The 20,854-nt window shown below is 73.3% G+C and carries 17 protein-coding genes and 2 pseudogenes; 9 read left to right on the forward strand and 10 right to left on the reverse strand.

Annotated features, from left to right (window positions below):
* Positions 1 to 45: 45 nt before the first annotated feature.
* The 6 genes from egtA (at position 46) to FHS38_RS26845 (ending at position 5,429) form a co-directional block, all read left to right on the forward strand.
* On the forward strand, positions 46 to 1,326 hold the full coding sequence (gene egtA / locus FHS38_RS26820; RefSeq protein ID WP_229822772.1) for an ergothioneine biosynthesis glutamate--cysteine ligase EgtA: 1,281 nt from the start codon (positions 46 to 48) through the stop codon (positions 1,324 to 1,326).
* The gene (gene egtB / locus FHS38_RS26825) at positions 1,323 to 2,648 is read left to right on the forward strand and encodes an ergothioneine biosynthesis protein EgtB (RefSeq protein WP_184737750.1); all 1,326 of its coding nucleotides are present in this window, start codon (positions 1,323 to 1,325) and stop codon (positions 2,646 to 2,648) included. Before egtA ends, egtB begins: the two co-directional genes overlap by 4 nt.
* Positions 2,648 to 3,403 carry an ergothioneine biosynthesis protein EgtC gene (gene egtC, locus FHS38_RS26830; RefSeq protein ID WP_184737752.1) on the forward strand — a complete coding sequence of 252 codons (756 nt, stop codon included), beginning with the start codon at positions 2,648 to 2,650 and terminating at the stop codon, positions 3,401 to 3,403. Before egtB ends, egtC begins: the two co-directional genes overlap by 1 nt.
* Positions 3,400 to 4,383 (forward strand): L-histidine N(alpha)-methyltransferase, encoded by a 984-nt coding sequence (egtD, locus tag FHS38_RS26835; protein ID WP_184737754.1) that lies wholly within the window; start codon positions 3,400 to 3,402, stop codon positions 4,381 to 4,383. Before egtC ends, egtD begins: the two co-directional genes overlap by 4 nt.
* A 10-nt stretch (positions 4,384 to 4,393) precedes the next feature.
* Positions 4,394 to 4,888: a universal stress protein gene (locus FHS38_RS26840; protein ID WP_184737756.1), complete on the forward strand. Its 495-nt coding sequence runs from the start codon at positions 4,394 to 4,396 to the stop codon at positions 4,886 to 4,888.
* A 319-nt stretch (positions 4,889 to 5,207) separates the two neighbouring features.
* Positions 5,208 to 5,429, forward strand: a complete 222-nt coding sequence (locus FHS38_RS26845) for a dodecin (protein WP_184737758.1) — start codon at positions 5,208 to 5,210, stop codon at positions 5,427 to 5,429.
* 36 nt (positions 5,430 to 5,465) lie between these two features.
* On the opposite strand, the gene FHS38_RS26850 is transcribed toward FHS38_RS26845, so the two are convergent.
* The 4 genes and pseudogenes from FHS38_RS26850 to FHS38_RS26860 form a co-directional block, all read right to left on the reverse strand.
* Positions 5,466 to 6,521, reverse strand: a complete 1,056-nt coding sequence (locus FHS38_RS26850) for a phosphatidylinositol-specific phospholipase C domain-containing protein (protein ID WP_184737760.1) — start codon at positions 6,519 to 6,521, stop codon at positions 5,466 to 5,468.
* Between the two features lie 101 nt (positions 6,522 to 6,622).
* Positions 6,623 to 6,805 (reverse strand): annotated as a pseudogene (locus FHS38_RS26855) (hypothetical protein); the annotation flags it as partial.
* An 81-nt stretch (positions 6,806 to 6,886) separates the two neighbouring features.
* Positions 6,887 to 7,114: pseudogene (locus FHS38_RS35680) on the reverse strand (RNA-guided endonuclease InsQ/TnpB family protein); the annotation flags it as partial.
* A 12-nt stretch (positions 7,115 to 7,126) separates the two neighbouring features.
* Positions 7,127 to 8,173: an RNA-guided endonuclease InsQ/TnpB family protein gene (locus tag FHS38_RS26860; RefSeq protein ID WP_268246229.1), complete on the reverse strand. Its 1,047-nt coding sequence runs from the start codon at positions 8,171 to 8,173 to the stop codon at positions 7,127 to 7,129.
* 388 nt (positions 8,174 to 8,561) lie between these two features.
* Here FHS38_RS26860 and FHS38_RS26865 point away from each other — a divergent pair, with 388 nt between their 5' ends.
* Positions 8,562 to 9,131 (forward strand): LuxR C-terminal-related transcriptional regulator, encoded by a 570-nt coding sequence (locus tag FHS38_RS26865; RefSeq protein WP_184737762.1) that lies wholly within the window; start codon positions 8,562 to 8,564, stop codon positions 9,129 to 9,131.
* Here FHS38_RS26865 and FHS38_RS26870 read toward each other — a convergent pair.
* A complete protein-coding gene (locus FHS38_RS26870) occupies positions 9,077 to 9,778 on the reverse strand; it encodes a (2Fe-2S)-binding protein (protein ID WP_184737764.1) in 702 nt (233 codons plus the stop codon). The two genes, FHS38_RS26865 and FHS38_RS26870, sit on opposite strands and share 55 nt — an antisense overlap.
* Before the next feature lie 441 nt (positions 9,779 to 10,219).
* Between FHS38_RS26870 and FHS38_RS26875 the strand changes: the two genes are divergently transcribed.
* Both FHS38_RS26875 and FHS38_RS26880 read left to right on the forward strand, forming a co-directional pair.
* Positions 10,220 to 12,556, forward strand: a complete 2,337-nt coding sequence (locus FHS38_RS26875) for a GH92 family glycosyl hydrolase (protein WP_184737766.1) — start codon at positions 10,220 to 10,222, stop codon at positions 12,554 to 12,556.
* A gap of 89 nt (positions 12,557 to 12,645) precedes the next feature.
* Complete coding sequence (locus FHS38_RS26880; protein WP_184737768.1) at positions 12,646 to 14,088, forward strand: amino acid permease; 1,443 nt, start codon at positions 12,646 to 12,648, stop codon at positions 14,086 to 14,088.
* Between the two features lie 6 nt (positions 14,089 to 14,094).
* Here the strand turns inward: FHS38_RS26880 and FHS38_RS26885 are convergent, their stop codons facing one another.
* The 5 genes from FHS38_RS26885 to FHS38_RS26905 form a co-directional block, all read right to left on the reverse strand.
* Positions 14,095 to 14,961, reverse strand: coding sequence for an Fpg/Nei family DNA glycosylase (locus tag FHS38_RS26885; protein WP_184737770.1), 867 nt, complete (start codon positions 14,959 to 14,961; stop codon positions 14,095 to 14,097).
* A gap of 35 nt (positions 14,962 to 14,996) precedes the next feature.
* A complete protein-coding gene (locus FHS38_RS26890) occupies positions 14,997 to 16,181 on the reverse strand; it encodes an FAD-dependent monooxygenase (protein ID WP_184737772.1) in 1,185 nt (394 codons plus the stop codon).
* A gap of 104 nt (positions 16,182 to 16,285) precedes the next feature.
* Positions 16,286 to 18,784, reverse strand: a complete 2,499-nt coding sequence (locus tag FHS38_RS26895; RefSeq protein ID WP_184737774.1) for an excinuclease ABC subunit UvrA — start codon at positions 18,782 to 18,784, stop codon at positions 16,286 to 16,288.
* 171 nt (positions 18,785 to 18,955) lie between these two features.
* Positions 18,956 to 19,702 carry a DUF6182 family protein gene (locus FHS38_RS26900; protein ID WP_184737776.1) on the reverse strand — a complete coding sequence of 249 codons (747 nt, stop codon included), beginning with the start codon at positions 19,700 to 19,702 and terminating at the stop codon, positions 18,956 to 18,958.
* Positions 19,699 to 20,853 (reverse strand): hypothetical protein, encoded by a 1,155-nt coding sequence (locus tag FHS38_RS26905; protein ID WP_229822775.1) that lies wholly within the window; start codon positions 20,851 to 20,853, stop codon positions 19,699 to 19,701. Before FHS38_RS26905 ends, FHS38_RS26900 begins: the two co-directional genes overlap by 4 nt.
* Position 20,854 lies beyond the last annotated feature (1 nt).

Here is a 20,854-nt window from a genome sequence, read left to right on the forward strand (position 1 = left end):
CAGTGGCTTAGGTGGTACGGACCGAACGTACGGGAGGTACGGACCGTGACCGACAGCAAGGACCTCAGGGAGGACCGCGACCGGCTCGTCGACCCGGCCGACGCGGACGCCTATGTGCGGGGCATCTGTTTCAAGACCGGGCCGCCCCGGCTGCTCGGTGTCGAACTGGAGTGGCTCGTCCACGACGTGCGTGACCCCGTCCGCCCGGTCGCCCCGCCCCGGCTCGCGGCCGCCGCCGACCGGTTGCGCGCGCTGCCGCTGAAATCGCTGCTGACCGTCGAGCCCGGCGGCCAGCTGGAATTCTCCTCGCAGCCCGCGAGCTCCCTCGCCTCCTGCGTCACGGAGGTCTCCGCGGATCTCGCCCTCGCCCGTGCCGAGCTGCGCGACCTCGGGCTCGTCCTCGCCGGGTACGGCAAGGCCCCCTGGCACGAACCGCCCCGGGTCCTGCACGATCCCCGCTACGACGCGATGGAGAACTACTACGGCCGGTGGAACGACGCCGGGTACACGATCATGTGCCGGACGGCGTCCGTCCAGGTCTGTGTGGACGCGGGGTACGAGGAGCCCGGCCCGCTCGGCTACGGTCGCCGCTGGGCGCTGGCGCATCTGCTGGGCGCGGTCCTGGTCGCCTCGTTCGCCAATTCCCCGCTGCACATGGGCCGCCCCACGGGCTGGCGTTCGACGCGGCAGGCCTGTTACGGGCGGATGGACCCCGGGCGCACCCTGGCCCCGTCCGACCGTCTCGATCCGCGGGCGGCCTACGCGGCGTACGCGCTCGACGCGCCGGTGATGGTGCTGCGCTCCGACGGCGCGCCCTGGGACCCTCCCGAGGGGCTGAACCTGCGCCGCTGGACCCGCACCCGGCGGCCCCGGCCGCCGACGGTCGACGATGTCGCGTACCACCTGACCACGCTGTTCCCGCCGATACGGCCGCGGGGGCACCTGGAGCTGCGCATGATCGACGCGCAGCCCGGGGAGGACGGCTGGCTGGTGCCGCTCGCCGTCACCGCCGCGCTGTTCGACGACCCGGTGGCCACCGAGACGGCCTACCGCACGGTCAAGGCGCTCGCGGACACGGCGGGCACGGACCCGGCGCCCCGCAATCAGCTGTGGCGCAACGCCGCCCGGTTCGGGCTGGCCGACCCGGAGCTGCACGCCGCCGCGGGGATCTGCTTCGCCGCGGCCCGTGAGGCGCTCCCCCGGCTCGGTGCCCCGCCGCACGTCCTCGACGCCGTCGACGCCTTCACGGCCCGCTATGTGGACCGTCACCGATGTCCCGCCGACGATCTGCTCGACCATGTGAACGGCAAGGAGATCCGCCCATGAGCGCCCCCGGCCCGGATCCCGACCTGTTCCGCCGGCGGGCCGTGGACGCCCTGCTCGCCGCGCGCGAGCGGACCCGTGTCCTCACCGCTTGCGTGGACGAGCGGGAACTGACCGCCCAGCACTCGCCGTTGATGTCCCCGCTGGTCTGGGACCTCGCCCACATCGGCAATCAGGAGGAGCAGTGGCTGCTGCGCACCGTGGGCGGCCACGACGCGCTGCGGCCCGAGATCGACTCGGTGTACGACGCGTTCGAGCACCCGCGTGCCGAGCGGCCGGCGCTGCCGCTGCTGGCCCCCGCCGAGGCCCGGGGCTATGTCGCGGACGTCCGCGAGCGGGTCCTGGACGTGCTGCACGGTGCCCCGCTGCGCGGCGGGCCGCTGCTGGAGGCGGGCTTCGCCTTCGGCATGATCGCGCAGCACGAGCAGCAGCACGACGAGACCATGCTCATCACCCATCAGCTGCGCCGCGGCCCGGCCGCGCTCACAGGCCCACAGCCGCCGCCGGCCGCGCCGGACGCGGCGCTGCTGCCGCCGGAGGTGCGGGTCGAGGGCGGCCCGTTCACGATGGGCACCTCCACCGAGCCGTGGGCCCTGGACAACGAACGGCCCGCGCACCACCGCTTCGTGCCGTCGTTCTTCATCGACACGCTGCCGGTGAGCAACGGCGCGTATCTGCGCTTCATCGACGACGGGGGCTACACCGACCCGCGCTGGTGGCATCCCGAGGGCTGGGAGCAGGTCCGCCGGCACGGGCTGGGCGCGCCGCTGTTCTGGCGGCGCGAGGGCACCGGCTGGGTGCGGCGGCGGTTCGGGGTGGTCGAGCCCGTACCGCCGGACGAGCCGGTGCTGCACGTCGGCTGGTACGAGGCGGCGGCGTACGCGGCGTGGGCGGGGCGGCGGCTGCCCACGGAGGCGGAGTGGGAGAAGGCGGCCCGCCACGACCCCGTCTCCGGCCGCTCGCTGCGCTACCCGTGGGGCGACGCCGACCCCACCCCCGAGCGGGCCAATCTCGGTCAGCGCCATCTGCGGCCGGCGCCGGTCGGGGCCTATGCCGCGGGTGACTCGCCGCTGGGTGTGCGGCAGCTGATCGGTGACGTGTGGGAGTGGACGTCGAGCGATTTCCTGCCGTACCCCGGTTTCCGGGCGTTCCCCTACCGCGAGTACTCCGAGGTGTTCTTCGGCGACTCCCACAAGGTGCTGCGCGGCGGCTCCTTCGCCGTCGACGCCGTCGCCTGCCGGGGGACGTTCCGCAACTGGGACCTGCCGGTGCGCCGGCAGATCTTCGCGGGCTTCCGTACCGCCCGTGATGCGGAACCCGTCTGATGTGCCGCCACCTGGCCGTCGTGGGGCCCGAGGCACCCCTCGGCGAGAGCGTCCTCGCGCCCCCGCACTCGCTGTTCCGGCAGTCGTGGGCGCCCCGGCGGCAGCTGCACGGGACGGTCAACGCCGACGGGTTCGGCGTCGGCTGGTACGCGGCGGGCGACCCGGTGCCGGCGCGCTACCGGCGGGCCGGGCCGATCTGGGCGGACGGCTCGTTCCTCGATCTCGCCCGCGTCGTCCGCACCGGGGCACTGCTCGCCTCGGTGCGGGACGCGACCGTCGCGGACCCGGACGGGGAGGCCGCCGCGGCCCCGTTCACGGCCGGGCCGTGGCTGTTCAGCCACAACGGCGCGGTGGTCGGGTGGCCGGACACCGCGGCGCCGCTCGCGGCGCTGCTGCCCCCGGGGGCGCTGCTGCGGCTGGCCGCGCGCTGTGACTCCGCGTTCGTCTGGGCCCTCGTGGAACACCGGTTGCGGGAGGGCGAGGCGATGGGGCAGGCGCTGGCCGGGACGGTCCGGGCGCTGGCCGACGCCGCCCCCGGCTCCCGGCTCAACTTCCTGCTCACCGACGGCACCGCGATAGCCGCCACCGCCTGGGGGGACACCCTCTGGCACCTCACCGGGCCGGACGGCCGGACGGCCGTGGCCTCCGAGCCGTACGACGACGATCCGCGCTGGGTGGAGGTCCCCGACCGCACCCTTCTCACCGCGACCCCCACCGACATCACGCTGCACACGCTCAAGGAGCCCTGTCTGTGAGCCCGTTCGCCCTGACCCGCACCCTCCCCCTCGACGCGACCGCCGCGGCCCTGCGCGCGGACGTCGCCACGGGGCTCACCCGAACCCCCAAGGAACTGCCGCCCAAGTGGTTCTACGACGCCCGGGGCAGTGAACTGTTCGACGAGATCACCCTGCTGCCCGAGTACTACCCGACGCGCGCCGAGCGGGAGATCCTCATCGACCGCGCCACGGAGATCGCCGAGGCCACCGGCGCCCGTACGCTCGTGGAGCTGGGCTCGGGCTCCTCCGACAAGACCCGCCACCTCATCCGGGCCCTGCCCGCCCTCGACCACTACGTGCCCGTCGACGTCAGCGAGAGTGCCCTGCGGGGCGCGGCCGGCACACTGCTCGCCGAGCACCCGGCGCTGACCGTGCACGCCCTCGTCGCCGACTTCCAGTACGGCCTGGCCCTGCCCGGGACCCCCGGCCCGCGCCTGGTCGCCTTCCTCGGCGGCACCATCGGCAATCTGCTGCCCGCCGAGCGGGTGGCGTTCCTCACGGCCGTACGGTCCGAACTCGCCCCCGGCGACGCCCTGCTGCTCGGCACGGACCTCGTGAAGGACGAGCGGACGCTGGTCGCCGCGTACGACGACGCGGCCGGGGTGACGGCCGCCTTCAACAAGAACGTCCTCGCCGTCGTCAACCGCGAACTCGGCGCGGACTTCGATCCGGACGACTTCGCGCACGTGGCCCTGTGGGACGCGCGGCAGGAGTGGATCGAGATGCGGCTGCGGGCCCGTACGGCGCTCGTGGCGAAGATCCCCGCGCTGGACCTCGCGGTCCACTTCGCGGCGGGCGAGGAGCTGCGCACGGAGGTGTCGGCGAAGTTCCGCCGGGCCGGGGTCGCCGGCGAGCTGGCGGAGGCCGGGCTGCGCATGAGCCACTGGTGGACGGACGAAGAGGGCCGCTTCGCCCTGTCGTTGTCGGTGCCGGACGGGCCCGCGGGCGGGCAGGACTAGCCTCGGGGGTGTGAACAAGGGGAACAGCGAAGAGAACACCTCGAACGCCGCCGACCGGCCGGCCGGCTTCGAGCGGGGCACGGACGGCCCGAAGGTGATCGTCGTCGGCGTGGACGGCTCCGACTCGTCGTGGCGCGCCGCGGCCTACGCGGCGGGCCTGGCCCGTCGGCAGAACGCGCTGCTCGCGGTCGTCTACGTCCAGCCGGTGCTCGCGGGCGGCGCGGCGCTGGGCGTGTCCGTCGTGGAGGCGACGGAGGAGATCGCCGAGGAGCTGATGGCGGAGATCCGCACCCAGGCGGAGCGGCTGCGGGGCGTCTTCGAGGTGCGCTGGCAGTTCCACACCTTCCGCGGCGACCCCTACAGCGGCCTGGTGCGGGCGGCCGACGACCTCACGGCGGACGCGGTCGTCGTGGGCGCCTCCGAGCGGGCCGGGCACCGCATCGTCGGCTCGGTGGCGGTCCGCCTGGTCAAGGCGGGGCGCTGGCCGGTCACGGTGGTGCCGTAGGCCTGCCGGCCTTGGGTCACCCGATCGGAACGGTACCGCCGCCGACGCCCGGCGGCGGCCTCCCGCGCCCACCCCGGCCCTGCGGGGCACCGACAACGGCGCTCGCCCCGCGCACCGCCGCACGTAGCGCCGCCGGGCGCCACGGGTCACCCGGCCGGAACGGTCACGCCGCCGACGCCCAGCGGGCGGGCCCGGGGGGCTTCACCCCGCCCGTCCCGGTCCGGCGGGCCACGCCAACAGCGGCGCTCGCCTCGCGCGCCGTCGGCGGGTGCACGACGGTGGAGGTGTTCACGGCCGCCCAGTCGCCTGGAGAGCACCCATGACGCACCACAGCCACACCTACCGCGTGACCGAGATCGTCGGTTCCTCCCCGGACAGCGTGGACGCAGCCGTCCGCAACGGCCTCGCGCGCGCCTCGCAGACACTCCGAAACCTCGATTGGTTCGAGGTCACGCAGATCAGGGGGCACTTCGACCAAGGCGAGGTCGGTCACTACCAGGTGGGCCTGAAAGTCGGCTTCCGGCTGGAGGACAGCGCCTGATCCCGGCTGCGCGCCCGCGGCCGGCACCCCGGACGGTCAGCCGCGGGGGACCACCGTGGCGAGGACCTTCGGAAGGGGGTGCCAGTCGGCGGTCGCGAAGCTGGCGTGGGTCTTGGCCATGAGGGCGACGCGGGCGCGTGCCTGGGCCTCGGTCGGCTTGGTGCCGTCGATGACGGGCGGCACCTTGTGCGCGTCGGTCATGACCACGAGGTAGTGCCGGTCGTCGTACCAGGCGGTGTCGATGCCGCCCTTGGCGTAGGTGGCGGCGTCACCGTCGAAGACCACGAACCACGGGCGGATGGTGGTGTCGGCGTAGCGCGTGCGCGGGTCGCCGGCCACCGCGCCGTGCACGGCGGGGAAGGCCCCGGCCTGCCGGAGCCGGCCGGCGGCGGCGAGGTCGCGCAGGTGGGTGGCGTACTCCCGGTCCGTCCACAGCCGGTCGGCGGGGTTGCCCTCCTCCACCGTGCCGGGGATCAGCTCGACGACGAACTTGCCCGCGAGCGCCGACCGGCTGGGCCAGCCGCCGGCCCGTACGGCCTCGTCGAGGTTCGCGTGGCCGGCCGCGAGGTCGGCGGGCCGGTAGAGGGCGTCGCCGAGCTTCTCGGTGAGCAGGGCGTCCAGCTCGGCGGGGCCGCGTCCGCTGTCCGCGTTGAACCCGTCCTTCATCTCCACCTTGAGGAAGACGGGCCGGTGGCCGGGGTTGGCGTCGTGCCAGGCCCGGATGTCGGCGAGGCAACCGGAGAGGGGCTGGTTGCGGGACTTGGTGCGCAGCTCGGCGGGGGACGTGGCGCCCTCGCAGTTGTTGGCGTTGCGCACCGGGTTGGCGTGCGAGACGCGGAAGGCGCGTCCGCCGAAGCCGTTCGTCCAGACGTCGAGTTCGAGGAGCGAGGCCCCGGAGTCGAGGGCGTCGGCGAAGTAGGGGTACTTGTCCTGGAGGTAGGCGTTGTGGAGGCCGACGGACGTCGTCGCGGAGTAGGGCGCGGCGGGGGTGCCCGCCGCGCCCGTGGTCCGCGCCCCCGCCGGGGCCACCGTCGTGGCCACCGCCGCCGCTGCCGCCACCGCGACCATTCCCGTACGCGTGACTGCGCGCATGTCCCCCACCGCTTTCGTTCTGTTGTCGCTGTGCCGGATCTTGCTGTTACGAACGAGGAGCAGGGTACGGGAGTTGATCGAGTGACGGGATCAGGGGTGGCTCAGCCCGCCCCGTAGACGTCCTCCACGTAGCGGCCCGCTTCGGTCAGCTCGCGCAGCCAGGCATCGCAGGCGGTGGCGTCCGCGCCCGTCCGGCGGGCGTACAGCTCGCGCAGGGCCGCGCGGACGCCCGGCGCCATCCGGGCACCGTCGCCGCACACGTAGACGTGCGCCCCGGACTCCAGCGGGGACCGGACTGGCGGGCGGCGAACGACTCGAAGTCTTGACGATGCTCCCCCGGGCGAAAGCCGGGAGATTCCCTTCGGCTACCCGCGGGTAGCCGGTTGGGCTTCACGCATCCGCATCCGCCCGTGGGCGGGACTCGGCACCGTGCGGCGCCTGCGCGTGCTGTTGATAACCGAGCCACCCGTCCGGCGGGCTCGGGCCTCAATCTCCACTGAGGCATTATGGTCCGCGTCATCCTCGTGCCCGCAGTGCGCACACGCGAACAACCTGCCGCAGCCCTGACGCGAGGCTGGGTCGACTCTCCCGCAGGCCGCGCAGGTCTAAGAAGTGTGAAAGGGCGACACCGGGCGAAGTTGCGAGCCGTACAGGCGGCACTTGTACTCCAGTTGGCGCCTGCGTTCACCGGGACAGTTGTCGAGAATTGAGCGGTTCAATCCGGCTTTGGCGCGCACGTTGCGGCCTGGCCGTTGAAGGGTGCCTTTGGCGCTGGCGGTCATGCTGGTCACGCGCAGGTCCTCGATGCCCACGAAGCCGTGGTTCTTGGCCAGGTAGGTGGTGAGACGGTGCGTGAAATCCTGGCGCCGGCTGGTTTCCCGGCCTTTCATTTTCGCGATCTGCGCGCTGGTGCGGCGCAGCCGGTTGCTGTACTTTCCTCCGTTGTGTCGCTTAGCGTGGACAAGCTGGCGGGCTTTGCGCTGTTCCAGATAACGCAGTCGGGCCCGCTCGCGCTTGTCCAGGCCCGGGGGTTTGATGCGCGGCGCGGTCTCGGTCGACACGTAGGCGGATGCAGACACCCCAAAATCGACGCCGCAGCCCGGCTTTCCGTTCAGCGCAGCTGCTTTGATCCCTGTTGCGACGCCGAAGGCAATGTGCCAGCCCACCCTGTCCCGGGAGATGGTGGCATTGCGGATGGCACCGCCGAGCGCCCGGGAGAGGCGAAAGCGCACCCAGCCCAGTTTCGGCAGACGCACCTCGGCCCAGTGCCGGTTCAGCTTGCGTATCTGGACCGCCTGCCCAGGCAGCGGGACGGACAGCCGATGCCCACGCTTCTTGAATACCGGGAACGCAGCAGGGTGTTTCGGATTGAAGAAGTTGTCGTACGCTGCGTCCAGGTGTCGCAACACCTGCTGACCGGCCTGCGCGGGCAGCTCTGCCAACCAAGCCAGCTCACTCTCAGCGCGAGCCTCTGTGAGGTACCGGCACTGCTCCATAGCCCGTAGAGTCCGACGGTGCTGCTCATAGACATGCACGCGCTGCTCAAGAGCCACATTCCACAAGGCGCGCACGGTATGCCCCCACGCGGCCAGGACCTGCTCCTGATCCACCGTGGGATACAACCGGTATCGGCGTCCCGCGTCTGCCTTCACACCCCGCAAACTACTCTCGCAGCCGGATCAGTGAAGACTGAATTTCCCTGATGAGCGTCCACTTGGCCTTCCGGACCAGTACCGATTCAATGTGTTCACCAATGTTCGCCGCACGGCAAAAAAGAGATCGCACGGGCCATGTGCTCGGACCTCAAGCAGCCCAGCGAACAGCGGACCCGGCCTGCGCGGAGGAAGGAGACGTCCAACGTGATGCGGCAGCGCTCCGCTCCCCTGTTGCCAAGCGAGCGATGCGCTTCGCCTCCGCATTGAAGGGCGGTGATGAGCGACGGGCGATCCGCAGCATGGCCGGAGTGGTGGCGCGCGCCGGCCCGAGGGCGAGGCGGGCATCAGGGGAACGGACGGTGAGATCACGGTCGCGAACCCGGCCATGGCCGCCGAGTGGGGCGCGGTCCCCGGGCGGCTGCGGGGCCGCAATGTGCTGGACCTCTTCCGGCCCCGCGCCACCGCCCAGCTCGACCGGCTCGGTGAGGCGCTGCGGCTGGGCCACCGCTCCCGCTACCGCGTCGAGGTGTGCTGGCTCCCGGTGGGCGCGGACGGGGCCGAGCGCGAGGGCGAGCTGCTGGTGGACCCGGTCGGCGAGCCGTCCCCGACGTATCCGATGCTGCTGGTGGTGCTGCGGGTGCGGGCGGCCGGGCCGACGCCGCCCGTGGCGCCGCCGGTGGCGGAGGTGAGCGAGGTGGAGGCCCGGATCCTCGCGCTGGCGGCGACGGGGGCCACGACGGCCGCCGTGGGCAAGGCGGTCGGGCTGACCGTGGACGGGGTCAATTACCACCTGGCCCGGCTCACCCGGCGCTGGCGGGTGCCGAACCGTACCGCGCTGGTGGCCAAGGCGTATGTGCTCGGCGTGCTTTCCCCCGGTCGGTGGCCGCCGGAGCCGGCCGGTCAGCGGGTGCGCAGCACGCAGTCGCCGCACATGCCGCCGGAGGGCACCCGGTAGTACAGGCAGCAGCTGCGGCGCCGGAAGGACGGCCCGCCGCGCGTGGTGAGCGTGCCGGTGTCGCGCAGCAGCGGGTCCTCGAAGAGGGCCCGGGTGACGGTGATCGCCCGGGCCGCGTCCTCGGGCCGGCCCTGTGCGAGGCACCAGGTGTGCAGGACGCGCAGGGAGCCGGCGAGGGAGGAGGCCGCGTTGCCCCACAACAGCCGGCCGGAGATCGGGACGACCGCGCGGGTGAGGTGGTGGAGGGAGGCCAGCCGGTCGTGCAGGACGCTCGTGGCGATCGGCGGCACCGGGTCGGTGCCGTGCGGCAGGGCGGCCGGGCGGGGCAGCCAGAGGTCGTCGGGGGCGGTCCGGGCGGGGTGCCACCACAGCGCCGGGCCCGAGAGGTCGGGGACGTGGCCGGTGAGCACGGCGGAGCCGAGGGCGATCGAGAGCAGCCGGCCGGCGATGCCCTGGAAGGCGATGGACGCGGCCACCCGGCGGTCCGCCGTGCCGAGCCGCTCGGCGACGGTCGCCACCCGGGCCCGCACCGCCGGTTCGGCGAGGGGCAGATAGCCGGGTCCGGGCGGCCCGTCGGGGCCACCGGCGCCGGCGTCGGTGCGCAGGGCGAAGAACGGCCCTACGGAGGCGAGGTCGCCGAGATGCATGGACGGGTGCGCCTTCCTCAGTCGATCGTGCGGCTGCCGAGGCCCATAGGTATCAGAAGGCCGCCAGGGCCTGTCCGGTGGATCTCCGTGGATCGGCGAGCGGCGCCCGGTTCGTGCGATCGCAAGACGGAGGGCCACCCCCTCGTACCGGGCGTACTCGGGCGAGCCCGACAACGCAGTGAGCTCCCCCGGCTACCGCCGGGAGGTGCCCCCGGTGACAGGCGTCAGGAGCCCGCGAAGATCCGCCGGACAGGCCCTGGGCATCAGAACACGGCCCGGAGGCCACCGGCGGGGTGACGGCCCGTCAACCCCGCTGCGGGCCGCTCGAGGACGTGGCCCGGACACCACGCCCACCATCCGACGCATCCTTGACAGCCTTCCCGCCCCCCACGAGCCTCGACCTGACAACGATGTCATCGGAACATGTGAGGGACGTGGACGATGAGATGGACCGGACACCCGCGGCCGCGCACCCTGGCGGCCGTGCTCGCCCTCGCGGCGATGCTGGGCGGTACCGCACTCGTGCCCGCACCGGCGGCCCCGAAGGCCGAGCGCCTCACCGACCTGGTGAACCCGTTCATCGGCACCCAGAACGAGGGCAACACCTTCCCCGGCGCCTCGGTGCCGTTCGGCATGGTGCAGCTCTCCCCCGACACCGGGCACAACACCGGCTACGACTACAAGGACGACCGCATCCGCGGCTTCAGCTCCGTGCATCTGTCCGGGGTCGGCTGCGACCTCGGCGGCGACCTGCCCGTCCTGCCCACCACGGGTGAGGTGACGGAGACCGACTACGCGCGCTACGCCGCGAAGTTCGCCCACGAGGACGAGAAGGCCCGCCCCGGCTACTACCGGGTCGCTCTGAAGACCGGCATCACCGCCGAGCTGACGGCGGGGACCCGCACCGGTCACCAGCGCTACACCTTCCCCGCGACGGACAAGGCCAACGTCCTGCTCAACACGGGACAGTCGCTGCACAAGACGGTCTCCACCACCGTCGAGGTCCTGGACTCCCGTACCGTCCGCACCACCATCACCGGCCGGGGCTTCTGCCGGGACACCCGCCCGTACACCCTCCACACCCTCACCCGCTTCGACCGCCCCTTCACCACCTACGGCACCTGGAACGGCGGGGCGGTCACCGACCGGTCCAAGCGCTCCACCTCCAGCGGCCGCAACGGCGCCTGGGTCCGCTTCGACACCACCGACGACCGGGACGTCGAGGCCACCACCGCCGTCAGCTACGTCGACGCGGAGGGGGCGGCGGGCAACCTGCGGGCGGAGCCGGGCGACTTCGACAGCACGGCCCAGGCGGCCCGCACCTCCTGGGAGGAGCGGCTGCGCTCGGTGCGGGCCGTGGGCGGCGGCGAGACCCTGCGGCGCACCTTCTACTCCTCGCTCTACCGCTCCTTCCTCACCCCCAGCATCGGCAGCGACGCCGACGGCCGCTACACCGGCTGGGACCAGCGCACGCACCGCGCCGAGGGTTTCACCTACTACCAGAACTGGTCCCTGTGGGACACCTACCGCACCCAGGCGCAGCTGCTGGCGCTGCTCGCGCCGGGTGAGGCGCGGGACATGGCGCTGTCGGTGCTGCGCATCGACACCGACAGCGGCTGGCTGCCCAAATGGGGCTACGCCACGGTCGAGACGAACATCATGACCGGTGACCCCGTGACGCCCTACCTCACCAACGCCTATCAGCACGGGCTGCTGACGGGCCACGAGGAGGAGGTCTACCGGGCGCTGCGCAAGAACGCCGACGGGGTGCCCCCGGCGGAGTCCATGCAGGTGGGCCGGGAGGGCAACGCCGAGTACGTACGGAACGGTTTCGTCCCCTTCCGGCCGGACGCACCCGAGAGCAAGCCCGGCGACTCCGACTACCAGCACGCCGCGTCGGCCACTTTGGAGTACGCGCTCTCCGACGCCGTGCTCGCGAAGATGGCCCGGGGCCTCGGCCACCAGGAGGACGCCGAGCGCTACGCGGACCGGTCCCGGAACTACCGGAAGCTGCACGACCCGGCCACCGGCTTCTTCCGCCCCCGGGACGCGGGCGGCGCGTTCACCGGGTCCGCCGACCCGGCGCGGAGCCCCGGCTTCCACGAGGGCACGGCCTGGCAGTACCAGTGGCTGGTGCCGCAGGACGTGCCCGGCATGCTGGAGCTGATCGGCGGCAAGGACGCGGCGGACGAGCGGCTGGACGCGTTCTTCGCGTACGACAGGCTGCTCGCGGACCCGGCGCGGACGGCGCGCGAGGTGTGGGTCAACGGCCCGTACGACTACTACAACGCCGACAAGTACAACCCGCAGAACGAGCCGGACCTCATCGCCCCGTACACCTACCTCTCCACCGGCAGGCCGTGGAAGACGACGGACGTGGTGCACGCCGCGCTGACGCTCTTCACCGACACGCCGACCGGGATGACGGGCAACGACGACCTCGGCACGATGTCGGCGTGGATGGTGCTCTCGGCCATCGGGGTGTACCCGGTGCAGCCGGGCGGTGACGTCTGGGGGCTGAGCACCCCGGTCTTCGACCGCGTCGACCTGCTGCTGGACCGGCGCTGGTACCCGGAAGGCGGCTTCACGGTCACCGCGCCGGGCACCTCGGGCACCGACCGGTACATCCGGTCCGCGCGGCTGGACGGGGACCCGCTGGACCGTACGTATCTGACGACCCGGGAGATCCGGGAGGGCCGGCGGCTGGACTTCCGTGTGGGCGACACCCCCTCCCGCTGGGGCACGGCGCGCGCGGCCACGGCGCCCGCCATCGGATGAACCCTCGGCCGGGCGCGGGGCGGCACCTTCCTTCGCCGCCCTCGCTCGGCCATGATGACCCGCCGTCAGCGTCGACGAGAGGACACGAGATGGCCGGGCTCCGGCAAGGCGTACTGCGCCGCAAACCGATCGAGCACATCGAGGAGGCGGAGACGGCCGAGGGCGGCGGGCCCTCCCAACGGCTGACCCGGACACTGGGCCTGTGGCAGCTCACGGCGATCGGCGTCGGCGGCATCATCGGCGCCGGCATCTTCAGCCTGGCGGGCACCGTCGCGAACGGCACGGCGGGCCCGGCCGTGCTCATCTCCTTCCTGATCGCGGGCGTGGCGAGCGCGGCCGCCGCGTTCTCGTACGCGGAGTTCGCGGGCCTGATCCCGCGCGCCGGGTCCGCCTACACGTACGGCTATGTGGTGCTCGGCGAGATCGGCGGCTGGTTCATCGGCTGGGACCTGCTGCTGGAGTACACGGCGATCGTCGCGGTCGTGGCGATCGGCATCTCCGGGTACATCAACTTCCTGCTCGGGGAGGCGAACGCGGAGCTGCCCGCGTGGATGCTGGGCGCCCCGGGCACCGGGGACGGCCACCGGGTGGACCTGTTCGCGGCGGTGCTGTGCCTGCTGATCGCGTATCTGCTGACCATGGGCATCAAGAACGCGGCCCGCTTCGAGACCGTGGTCGTGGGGCTGAAGATCCTGGTGGTGCTGCTGGTCGTCGTGGTGGGCTTCTTCCACGTCAAGTCCGACAACTACACCCCGTTCTTCCCTTACGGCGTCAGTGGCGCGTTCACGGGAGCGGCCACGGTCTTCTTCGCGGTGTTCGGGTACGACGCGATGTCCACGGCGGCCGAGGAGTCGAAGGACGCGCAGCGGCACATGCCGAAGGCGATCATGTACTCGCTCGCGGTCTCGATGGTCCTCTACGTCCTGGCGTGCCTGGTGCTCACCGGCATGCAGCCCTACCAGGAGATCGACAAGGAGGCCGGCTTCTCCACCGCGTTCAAGTCGGTGGGGCTGACCGGCATCGCGGACGTCATCGCGGTCGGCGCGATCATCGGCATCCTGACGGTGATGTTCACCTTCATGCTCGGCGTGACCCGCGTGTGGTACGCGATGAGCCGTGACGGACTGCTGCCGAAGTGGTTCGCGAAGACGCATCCGACCCGGCACGTGCCGACGCGGGTGACGTGGATCGTCGGTGTCGCGTCGGCGGCGATCGCGGGCTTCGTGCCGATCGGCGAGGCGGCGGAGCTGACCAACATCGGCATTCTGCTGGCCTTCGCGGTGGTGTGCACGGCGGTCATCGTGCTGCGCTACAAGCGGCCGGAGCTGCCGCGCAGCTTCCGCTGCCCGTGGGTGCCGTTCGTCCCGGCGGTCGGGGTCGCCGCGTCGATCTGGCTGATCACGTATCTGGCCTGGCAGACGTGGGTGCGGTTCGCGATCTGGTTCGTCGTCGGGCTGGTCGTGTACTTCGCGTACTCCTACCGCAATTCGGAGCTGGCCAAGGCGGAGCGGGCGGCCGGCCGCCAGGGCTGACCCGTCCTATTTCAGCAGGCGGGAAAGCCTCCGGTCCGCGAGAGGCTTCCCGCCCGTCTGGCAGGTGGGGCAGTACTGGAGGGAGGAGTCGCGGTAGGACACCTCACGGATCGTGTCCCCGCAGACCGGGCACGGCTGCCCGGTCCTGCCGTGCACCCGCAGCCCGCTCTTCTTCTCGGCCTTCAGCTCCCCGGCGGCCGTCCCGCGCGAGCGTTCCAGGGCGTCGCGCAGCGTCGCGCCGAGGGCCGTGTAGAGCGCGGCGGTCTCCTCCTCCGTGAGGCTCGCGGCGAGCTTGAAGGGGGACATGCGCGCGGCGTGCAGGATCTCGTCGGAGTAGGCGTTGCCGATGCCGGCGATCACGCTCTGGTCCCGCAGGACGCCCTTGAGCTGCCGGCGCTCGTCGCGCAGCAGCCCCGCGAAGACCTCCAGGGTGAACTCCGGTGCCAGGGGGTCCGGGCCGAGCCGGGCGATGCCCGGCACCTCCGCGACGTCGCGGACGCAGTACACGGCGAGCCGCTTCTGGGTGCCGGCCTCGGTGAGGTCGAAGCCGTCCCCGCCGGGCCCCGCGAGGCGCACGCGGAGGGCGAGCGGCCCCTTGCCGGGCCGCGGCGGGGTGTCCGGCAGCGGGTCCCGCCAGCGCAGCCACCCGGCGCGGGCGAGGTGGAAGACGAGATGGGGGCCGTCGGTGACGACATCGAGGAATTTGCCGTGCCGGCGCACCTGGAGGACCGTGCGGCCCTCGAGGTCGGTCAGCGGCGGGTCGTAGGTCTTCAGGACGCTGACCGCCAGCGGCAGCACGCGCTCGACCTCCCGGCCGACGAGGTGCTCGGTGAGGAAGGCGGCCAGCGCTTCGACCTCGGGCAGCTCCGGCATGCCTCCAGTCTGCCGCAGCGGGTCGGGGCGGCAAGTCAGCGCACGGTCGCCGCCCAGTCGACGCGGTAGTCGGTGAGCCAGTCGGCGCTGCCGTCGTTCTTCTCCGCGACCTGGCGGGCCACCTCGGCGTCGCGGGCCCGCCGCTCCTCGAAGGTGGGTGACAGGCGGCCCGCCATGTCGGCGCTGAGCGCGACGGCCCGTTCGACGCGCTCGCGGCGCAGTCGCTCGTAGGCGGCGAAGGCCCGCTCCGCGTCGGGCAGGTCGCGCAGACAGCGGGCGAGGACGACGGCGTCCTCGATGGCCAGGGAGGCGCCCTGCGCGGCGTTGGGCGCGGTGGCGTGGGCGGCGTCGCCCATGAGGACGGTGCGCCGGCCGTGCCAGACGGGGGTGGTGGGGATGTCGTAGGCGTTCATGCCGACGATGGCGTCGCCGGTGGCCGCGGCGATGGCGGCGGCGGGGGTGCGGTCGTCGGCGAAGGTGTCGACGACGCGGCGGCGCCAGTGGTCCGGGCCGGCGGCGAGATCGGCGGCGGGCAGCTCGGCGCCGGGGATGTTCGCGAACCAGTAGGTCGTGCCGTCCGGTGCGGTGGTGCAGCCGAAGAACCCCCGCCGTCCGTAGATCATGCGGTAGGTGTGCGGCGGGGCGGGGTCGGCGGTGTCCCGGGTGCGGCCGCAGACGGTGAGCTGGCCGGTGTGGCGGGGCGGCGGCGCGTCGGGGTCGAGGAGCGTGCGGGTGCGGGAGTGGATGCCGTCGGCGCCGACGAGCAGATCGCCCTCGGCGCGGGTGCCGTCCGCGAAGAACGCCACCACCCGGCCGCCGGGGGTGGTCGTGGCGTCCACGAGGCGTTTGCCGTACTCGACGCGGACGCCGCGGCGGACGGCCTCGTCGCGCAGGGCGCGGTAGAGGGCGGCGCGCTGGAGGGTGCGGGGGCTCAGGGCCGCCTCCCTCGTGCCGGCGAGGGGCCGGGCGCCGAGCGGCACGCCGGTGTCGGAGAGGAACTCGGCCGTCTCGGCGGGGAAGGAGTGCTCGCGCACGGGCAGATCGGCGCCGATGCTCCGCAGCGCGGCCAGTCCGTTGGCGAAGAGGACGAGGAACGCCCCGAGTGTGTCGGCACCGGTGGGATACGCCTCGTGGACGGTCGCGTCGAAGCCGGCTTTCCGCAGGGCCATCGCGGCCACGGGCCCGGCGATGCCGCCGCCGATGATCAGAGCATGCGTCATGGTGCTCCGTTCCGACGCCTCGCGTGCGGTCGAACGCTTGACCATGAGCTTAGCGGGCCGGGGGTGCGGTGCTCCAGAGTGCGTGCCGCCGGGTTCGGGGCCGCTCAGCCGCCCGTCCGCAGCGCCTCGGCGAGGTAGGGCGCGGTCACGCTCGCGGCGGCCGCCGCCACGTCCCGTGGGGGACCGGCGGCGACGATCCGCCCGCCGTCGGCCCCGCCGCCGGGCCCGAGGTCGACGACGTGGTCGGCGCCGGCGGCCACGGCCATGTCGTGCTCGACGACCACCACCGTGTTGCCCGCGTCGACCAGTCCGTGCAGCTGACGCAGCAGCAGTTCGGTGTCGGCGGGGTGCAGTCCGGTGGTGGGCTCGTCCAGGAGGTACAGGGTGTGCCCGCGGTGGGTGCGCTGGAGTTCGGTGGCGAGCTTGATGCGCTGCGCCTCCCCGCCGGACAGCTCGGTGGCGGGCTGCCCCAGGCGCAGATAGCCGAGGCCGACGTCCTGGAGCGTCCGCAGGCCGCGCAGCGCGGCCGGCACGTCGGCGAGGAAGCCGACGGCCGCGTCGACGGTCATGTCGAGGACGTCGGCGATGGTCGCGCCCCGGTAGGTGATCTCCAGCGTCTCGGGGTTGTACCGCGCGCCCCGGCAGGCGGTGCAGGGCGCGTACGTACCGGGCAGGAAGAGGAGTTCGACGGCGACGAAGCCCTCGCCCTGGCAGACCTCGCAGCGCCCGGCGGCGACGTTGAAGGAGAAGCGGCCGACGGTGTACCCGCGGGCGCGGGCGTCGTCCGTCGCCGCGAAGACCTTGCGCACGGCGTCGAACAGGCCGGTGTAGGTGGCGAGGTTGGAGCGCGGCGTGCGGCCGATCGGCCGCTGGTCGACCCGGACCAGCCGGTCGATCGCCGCGAGCCCTTCGGCGGCCGCGGCGGCGGGCCCGCGCTCGCCGGGCTCACCGTCCTCCTCGTCGGGGCCCGCGCCGACGTGGGCGCCGACGACCTCCGCGAGCACCTGGCTGACCAGCGTCGACTTGCCCGATCCGGAGACGCCGGTGACGGCGGTGAAGACCCCGAGCGGGAACTCTGCGTCGAGGTCGCGGAGGTTGTGCCGGGTGACGCCGCGCAGCCGCAGCGCGCCGGAGGGGGTGCGGGGCGCGCGAGGGGCCGGCGCCGCCGCGTCCGGGAAGACGAACCGCCGGGTCGCCGATTCCGCCACGTCCGCGAGCCCCGCGACCGGGCCGCTGTGCAGCACCCGCCCGCCGTGTTCCCCGGCGTGCGGCCCGACGTCGACGATCCAGTCCGCGCGGCGCACGACGTCCATGTGGTGCTCGACGACGAACAGCGAATTGCCCGCGGCCTTGAGCCGGTCCAGGACGGTCAGCAGGGCGGCGCTGTCGGCGGGGTGCAGCCCCGCCGACGGCTCGTCCAGGACGTACACGACGCCGAACAGCCCCGAGCGCAGCTGGGTGGCGAGCCGGAGCCGCTGGAGCTCACCGGCGGAGAGGGTGGGGGTGGGCCGGTCCATGCCGAGGTAGCCGAGGCCGAGTTCGGTCAGCACTTCGATGCGGGCGACGAGGTCCTTGGCGAGCGTGGCGGCGACGCCGTCGCGGTCGCCGTCGTCCGTGGCGGCGGGTCGCAGCACCTCCGCGAGGCCGGACAGGGGCAGCGCGGCGAGTGCGGCGATGTCCCGCCCGGCGAAGGTGACGGCGAGCGCCTCGGGCCGCAGCCTTCGCCCGCCGCACTCCGGGCACGGCCCGCTCACCAGGTGCCGTTCGGCGCGCGCCCGCAGCGCGGCGCTCTTGGAGTCCGCGAAGGTGTGCAGCACGTAGCGCTGCGCGCTCATGTACGTGCCCTTGTACGGGCGTTGGATGCGCTCCGCGTCCCGCACCGGGTGCACGGTGACGACCGGCTGCTCGTCGGTGAACAGGATCCACTCGCGGTCGGCGGGCGGCAGCTCGCGCCACGGCCGGTCGACGTCGTGGCCGAGCGCGGCCAGGATGTCGCGCAGGTTCTTGCCCTGCCAGGCCCCCGGCCAGGCGGCGATCGCCCCGTCCCGGATCGACAGCGACGGATCGGGCACCAGCGACTCCTGTGTCACCCGGTGCACCCGCCCGAGCCCGTGACACTCGGGGCACGCCCCGGCGGCCGTGTTGGGCGAGAAGGCGTCGGAGTCGAGCCGCGCGGCCCCTGCGGGGTACGTACCGGCCCGGGAGAACAGCATCCGCAGCGAGTTGGACAGCGTCGTCACCGTCCCGACGGACGACCGTGACGTCGGCGCGGACCGCCGCTGCTCCAGTGCCACGGCGGGCGGCAGCCCGGTGATCTCCTCCACCTTCGGCGCGCCGACCTGGTGGATCAGCCGCCGCGCGTAAGGGGCGACGGACTCGAAGTAGCGCCGCTGGGCCTCGGCGTAGACGGTCCCGAAAGCGAGCGAACTCTTGCCCGAGCCGGAGACCCCGGTGAAGACGACGAGGGCGTCCCGGGGGATGTCCACGTCGACGCCCCGCAGGTTGTGCACCCGGGCACCCCGGACGCGTACGTACGGATCGTGAGCACCGTGCGGTCGGCTCACGCCCGCCGCCGGCTCGGCGGGGAGGGCCGGGTCGTTCATCGGGGTCATCTCCGCGGGTCGGCGCTGCGCGTTGCGTTTCGCGCCGATTTTAGTGGTTACGGGGCGCCTGGCGGTGGGCGGGCCGGGTCGGGCGCGCCCGGCGCGGGTCGCTTGCCTCGCGACCGCACGGTCATCATGGGCTCGCACATCGAGGTGTAGGCGCGGCGAGGATCACCTGGCCTTGCTCAGCCCCGCGGCGGCCATCAGGCGGTCCGGGGAACGGGGGTCGGTGACGACGCGTACCCGCTCGAGTTCCCCGAGCACCCCCGCCAGCCTGGGCAGGAGGCGCACGGTGAGCCGGTCGCCGGGGGCTATCAGTCCGTCGAGCACGCCCTCGGCCAGCGTGTGGTTGAGGTGCACCAGCGCGTCGGCGACAGTGCAGTCGGCCGCGGCCAGATACAGCACCCGACGTACGGGCGGACGGTGTGCCGGATGCGGTGCCGGGCGGTGTGCGGTGGGGATCTCCACGGTGATCCCGGAATGTCCGGAGAGAGGGGCGGAGCCGGTGAACAGCCTGAGGAGCCTGCGGAGGCCCGTCGTCGCGGCCGCGGGGCCCGGTGGTGTCCAGGCCGCGGACGCGTCGTCGGCGACCGAGGCGAAGGAGAACCGGTCCCGCAGGTGAAGCGGGTTGCCCGCCAGGAAGACGGTGCGGGTGAACGACCGCCGCCAGGCATCGGCCCGCACGGGGTCGAGCCCCAGGGCGAAGCCGCAGGTCGAGCGGATCCACCGGTCCAGGTCGAAGCGGTGGACGACCGCGGCGACCAGGACCGTCTCCTCGCCGTCGGCCGCCGCGACGTCGGCACGCGCGGCCAGCAGCCCGTCGAGGGTGGCCAGGTCGTGCCGGCCCGCGAGATCGGGGCGTACGGCGGTGAGCCGGGCCGCCGCGGCCTCGCGCAGGTGGTGCTGGACCGGGTTCACAGGAACACCCCCGAGAGCAGGTCGAGGCCGGGTGCCGGGCGCCGGGTGCCCAGCAGGCTCGACGTCAGCCGGTAGGGATTGACGTGGAGGTGATCACCGCGGTGGCGCGCCAGCGGCTCGGTGCCGGTCCCGTCCACGGCCGGGCCCGCGGAGGCGATCATCCGCTCGGCCCGGCGCAGGCACTGCCGGAGCAGGTCGGCGCGGAAGGACTGCTGCTGTCCCGGGCCGAGCACGGCGATGAAGTACAGCCGCATGCCCAGCCGGACGGCGGCCTCGCCGTGGTCGGCGCGCGCACGGTCCAGGAGGGCCCGGGCGTGGGTGTCGTGCCAGCCGCCGTGGCGGGCCGAGCGGATCCGGCCGTCGATGGGTACCCGCCCGATGGGCACGCGGCGGACGCTCGGCCCCAGGGCGGTCAGGACGCGCGCCAGTTGCTGGTAGTCGGAGTCGAGTTCGGTGTCGTAGAGCAGCACCACCTCGTCGAATTCCGGCGCCAGCGGCATGAGCTCACGCAGGGCGCAGGCCAGGTAGTTGGGACGTCCGTCGGTGGTCACCAGTTGCCGCAGCGGCAGACCGAAGCGGGTGAGGTCGAGGTGGACGGGACCGCCGAGCGTCCGCTGGTCCAGGCACATCCCCAGGGCGTCGAGCCGTTCGAGGGCCGTGTCGAGGTCGTACCCGGGTGGCTGGTGGCGCAGCAGTCCCGGGTCGTGCAGGCCGAGCTCCGCGTACTGCCCGGTCCACAGCCGCAGGACGCGTTCGCCCGCGGGGTGCACCCATCCGTCCTCGACGGCGGCCGCGTAGTACCGCAGGTCCTCGGCCGGTGCCCGGCCCTCCTCGGCGCGGAAGGCGACGTAGAGCCGGCCGATGTCCTCCTCGGTGGCGTCGCCGTAGCCGCGGTCGCCCTGGGTCCGGTCGAGGAACTCCCAGAAGGCCAGGGTCTGTTCGCAGAGGTGATAGGTGGTGTGGCTGCAACGGTAGGTGACGTCGGCGAGTCGCCGGGTGGCCCGGAACATCACGTCCGTCCACAGCAGCCCCTTGAGGTGGCTGGGGGTCAGCGGCTTGGACGGGGTGATGGTGACGGGCGCCAGGAGGACCCGGGGCCGACCGGCGGGCGCCCCCGCCTCCGGCGCCCGGGTCATGGGAGAGACGCGCATG

It is taken from the genome of Streptomyces netropsis (assembly GCF_014203545.1).
In the GTDB taxonomy this organism is placed as follows: Bacteria; Actinomycetota; Actinomycetes; order Streptomycetales; family Streptomycetaceae; genus Streptomyces; species Streptomyces netropsis.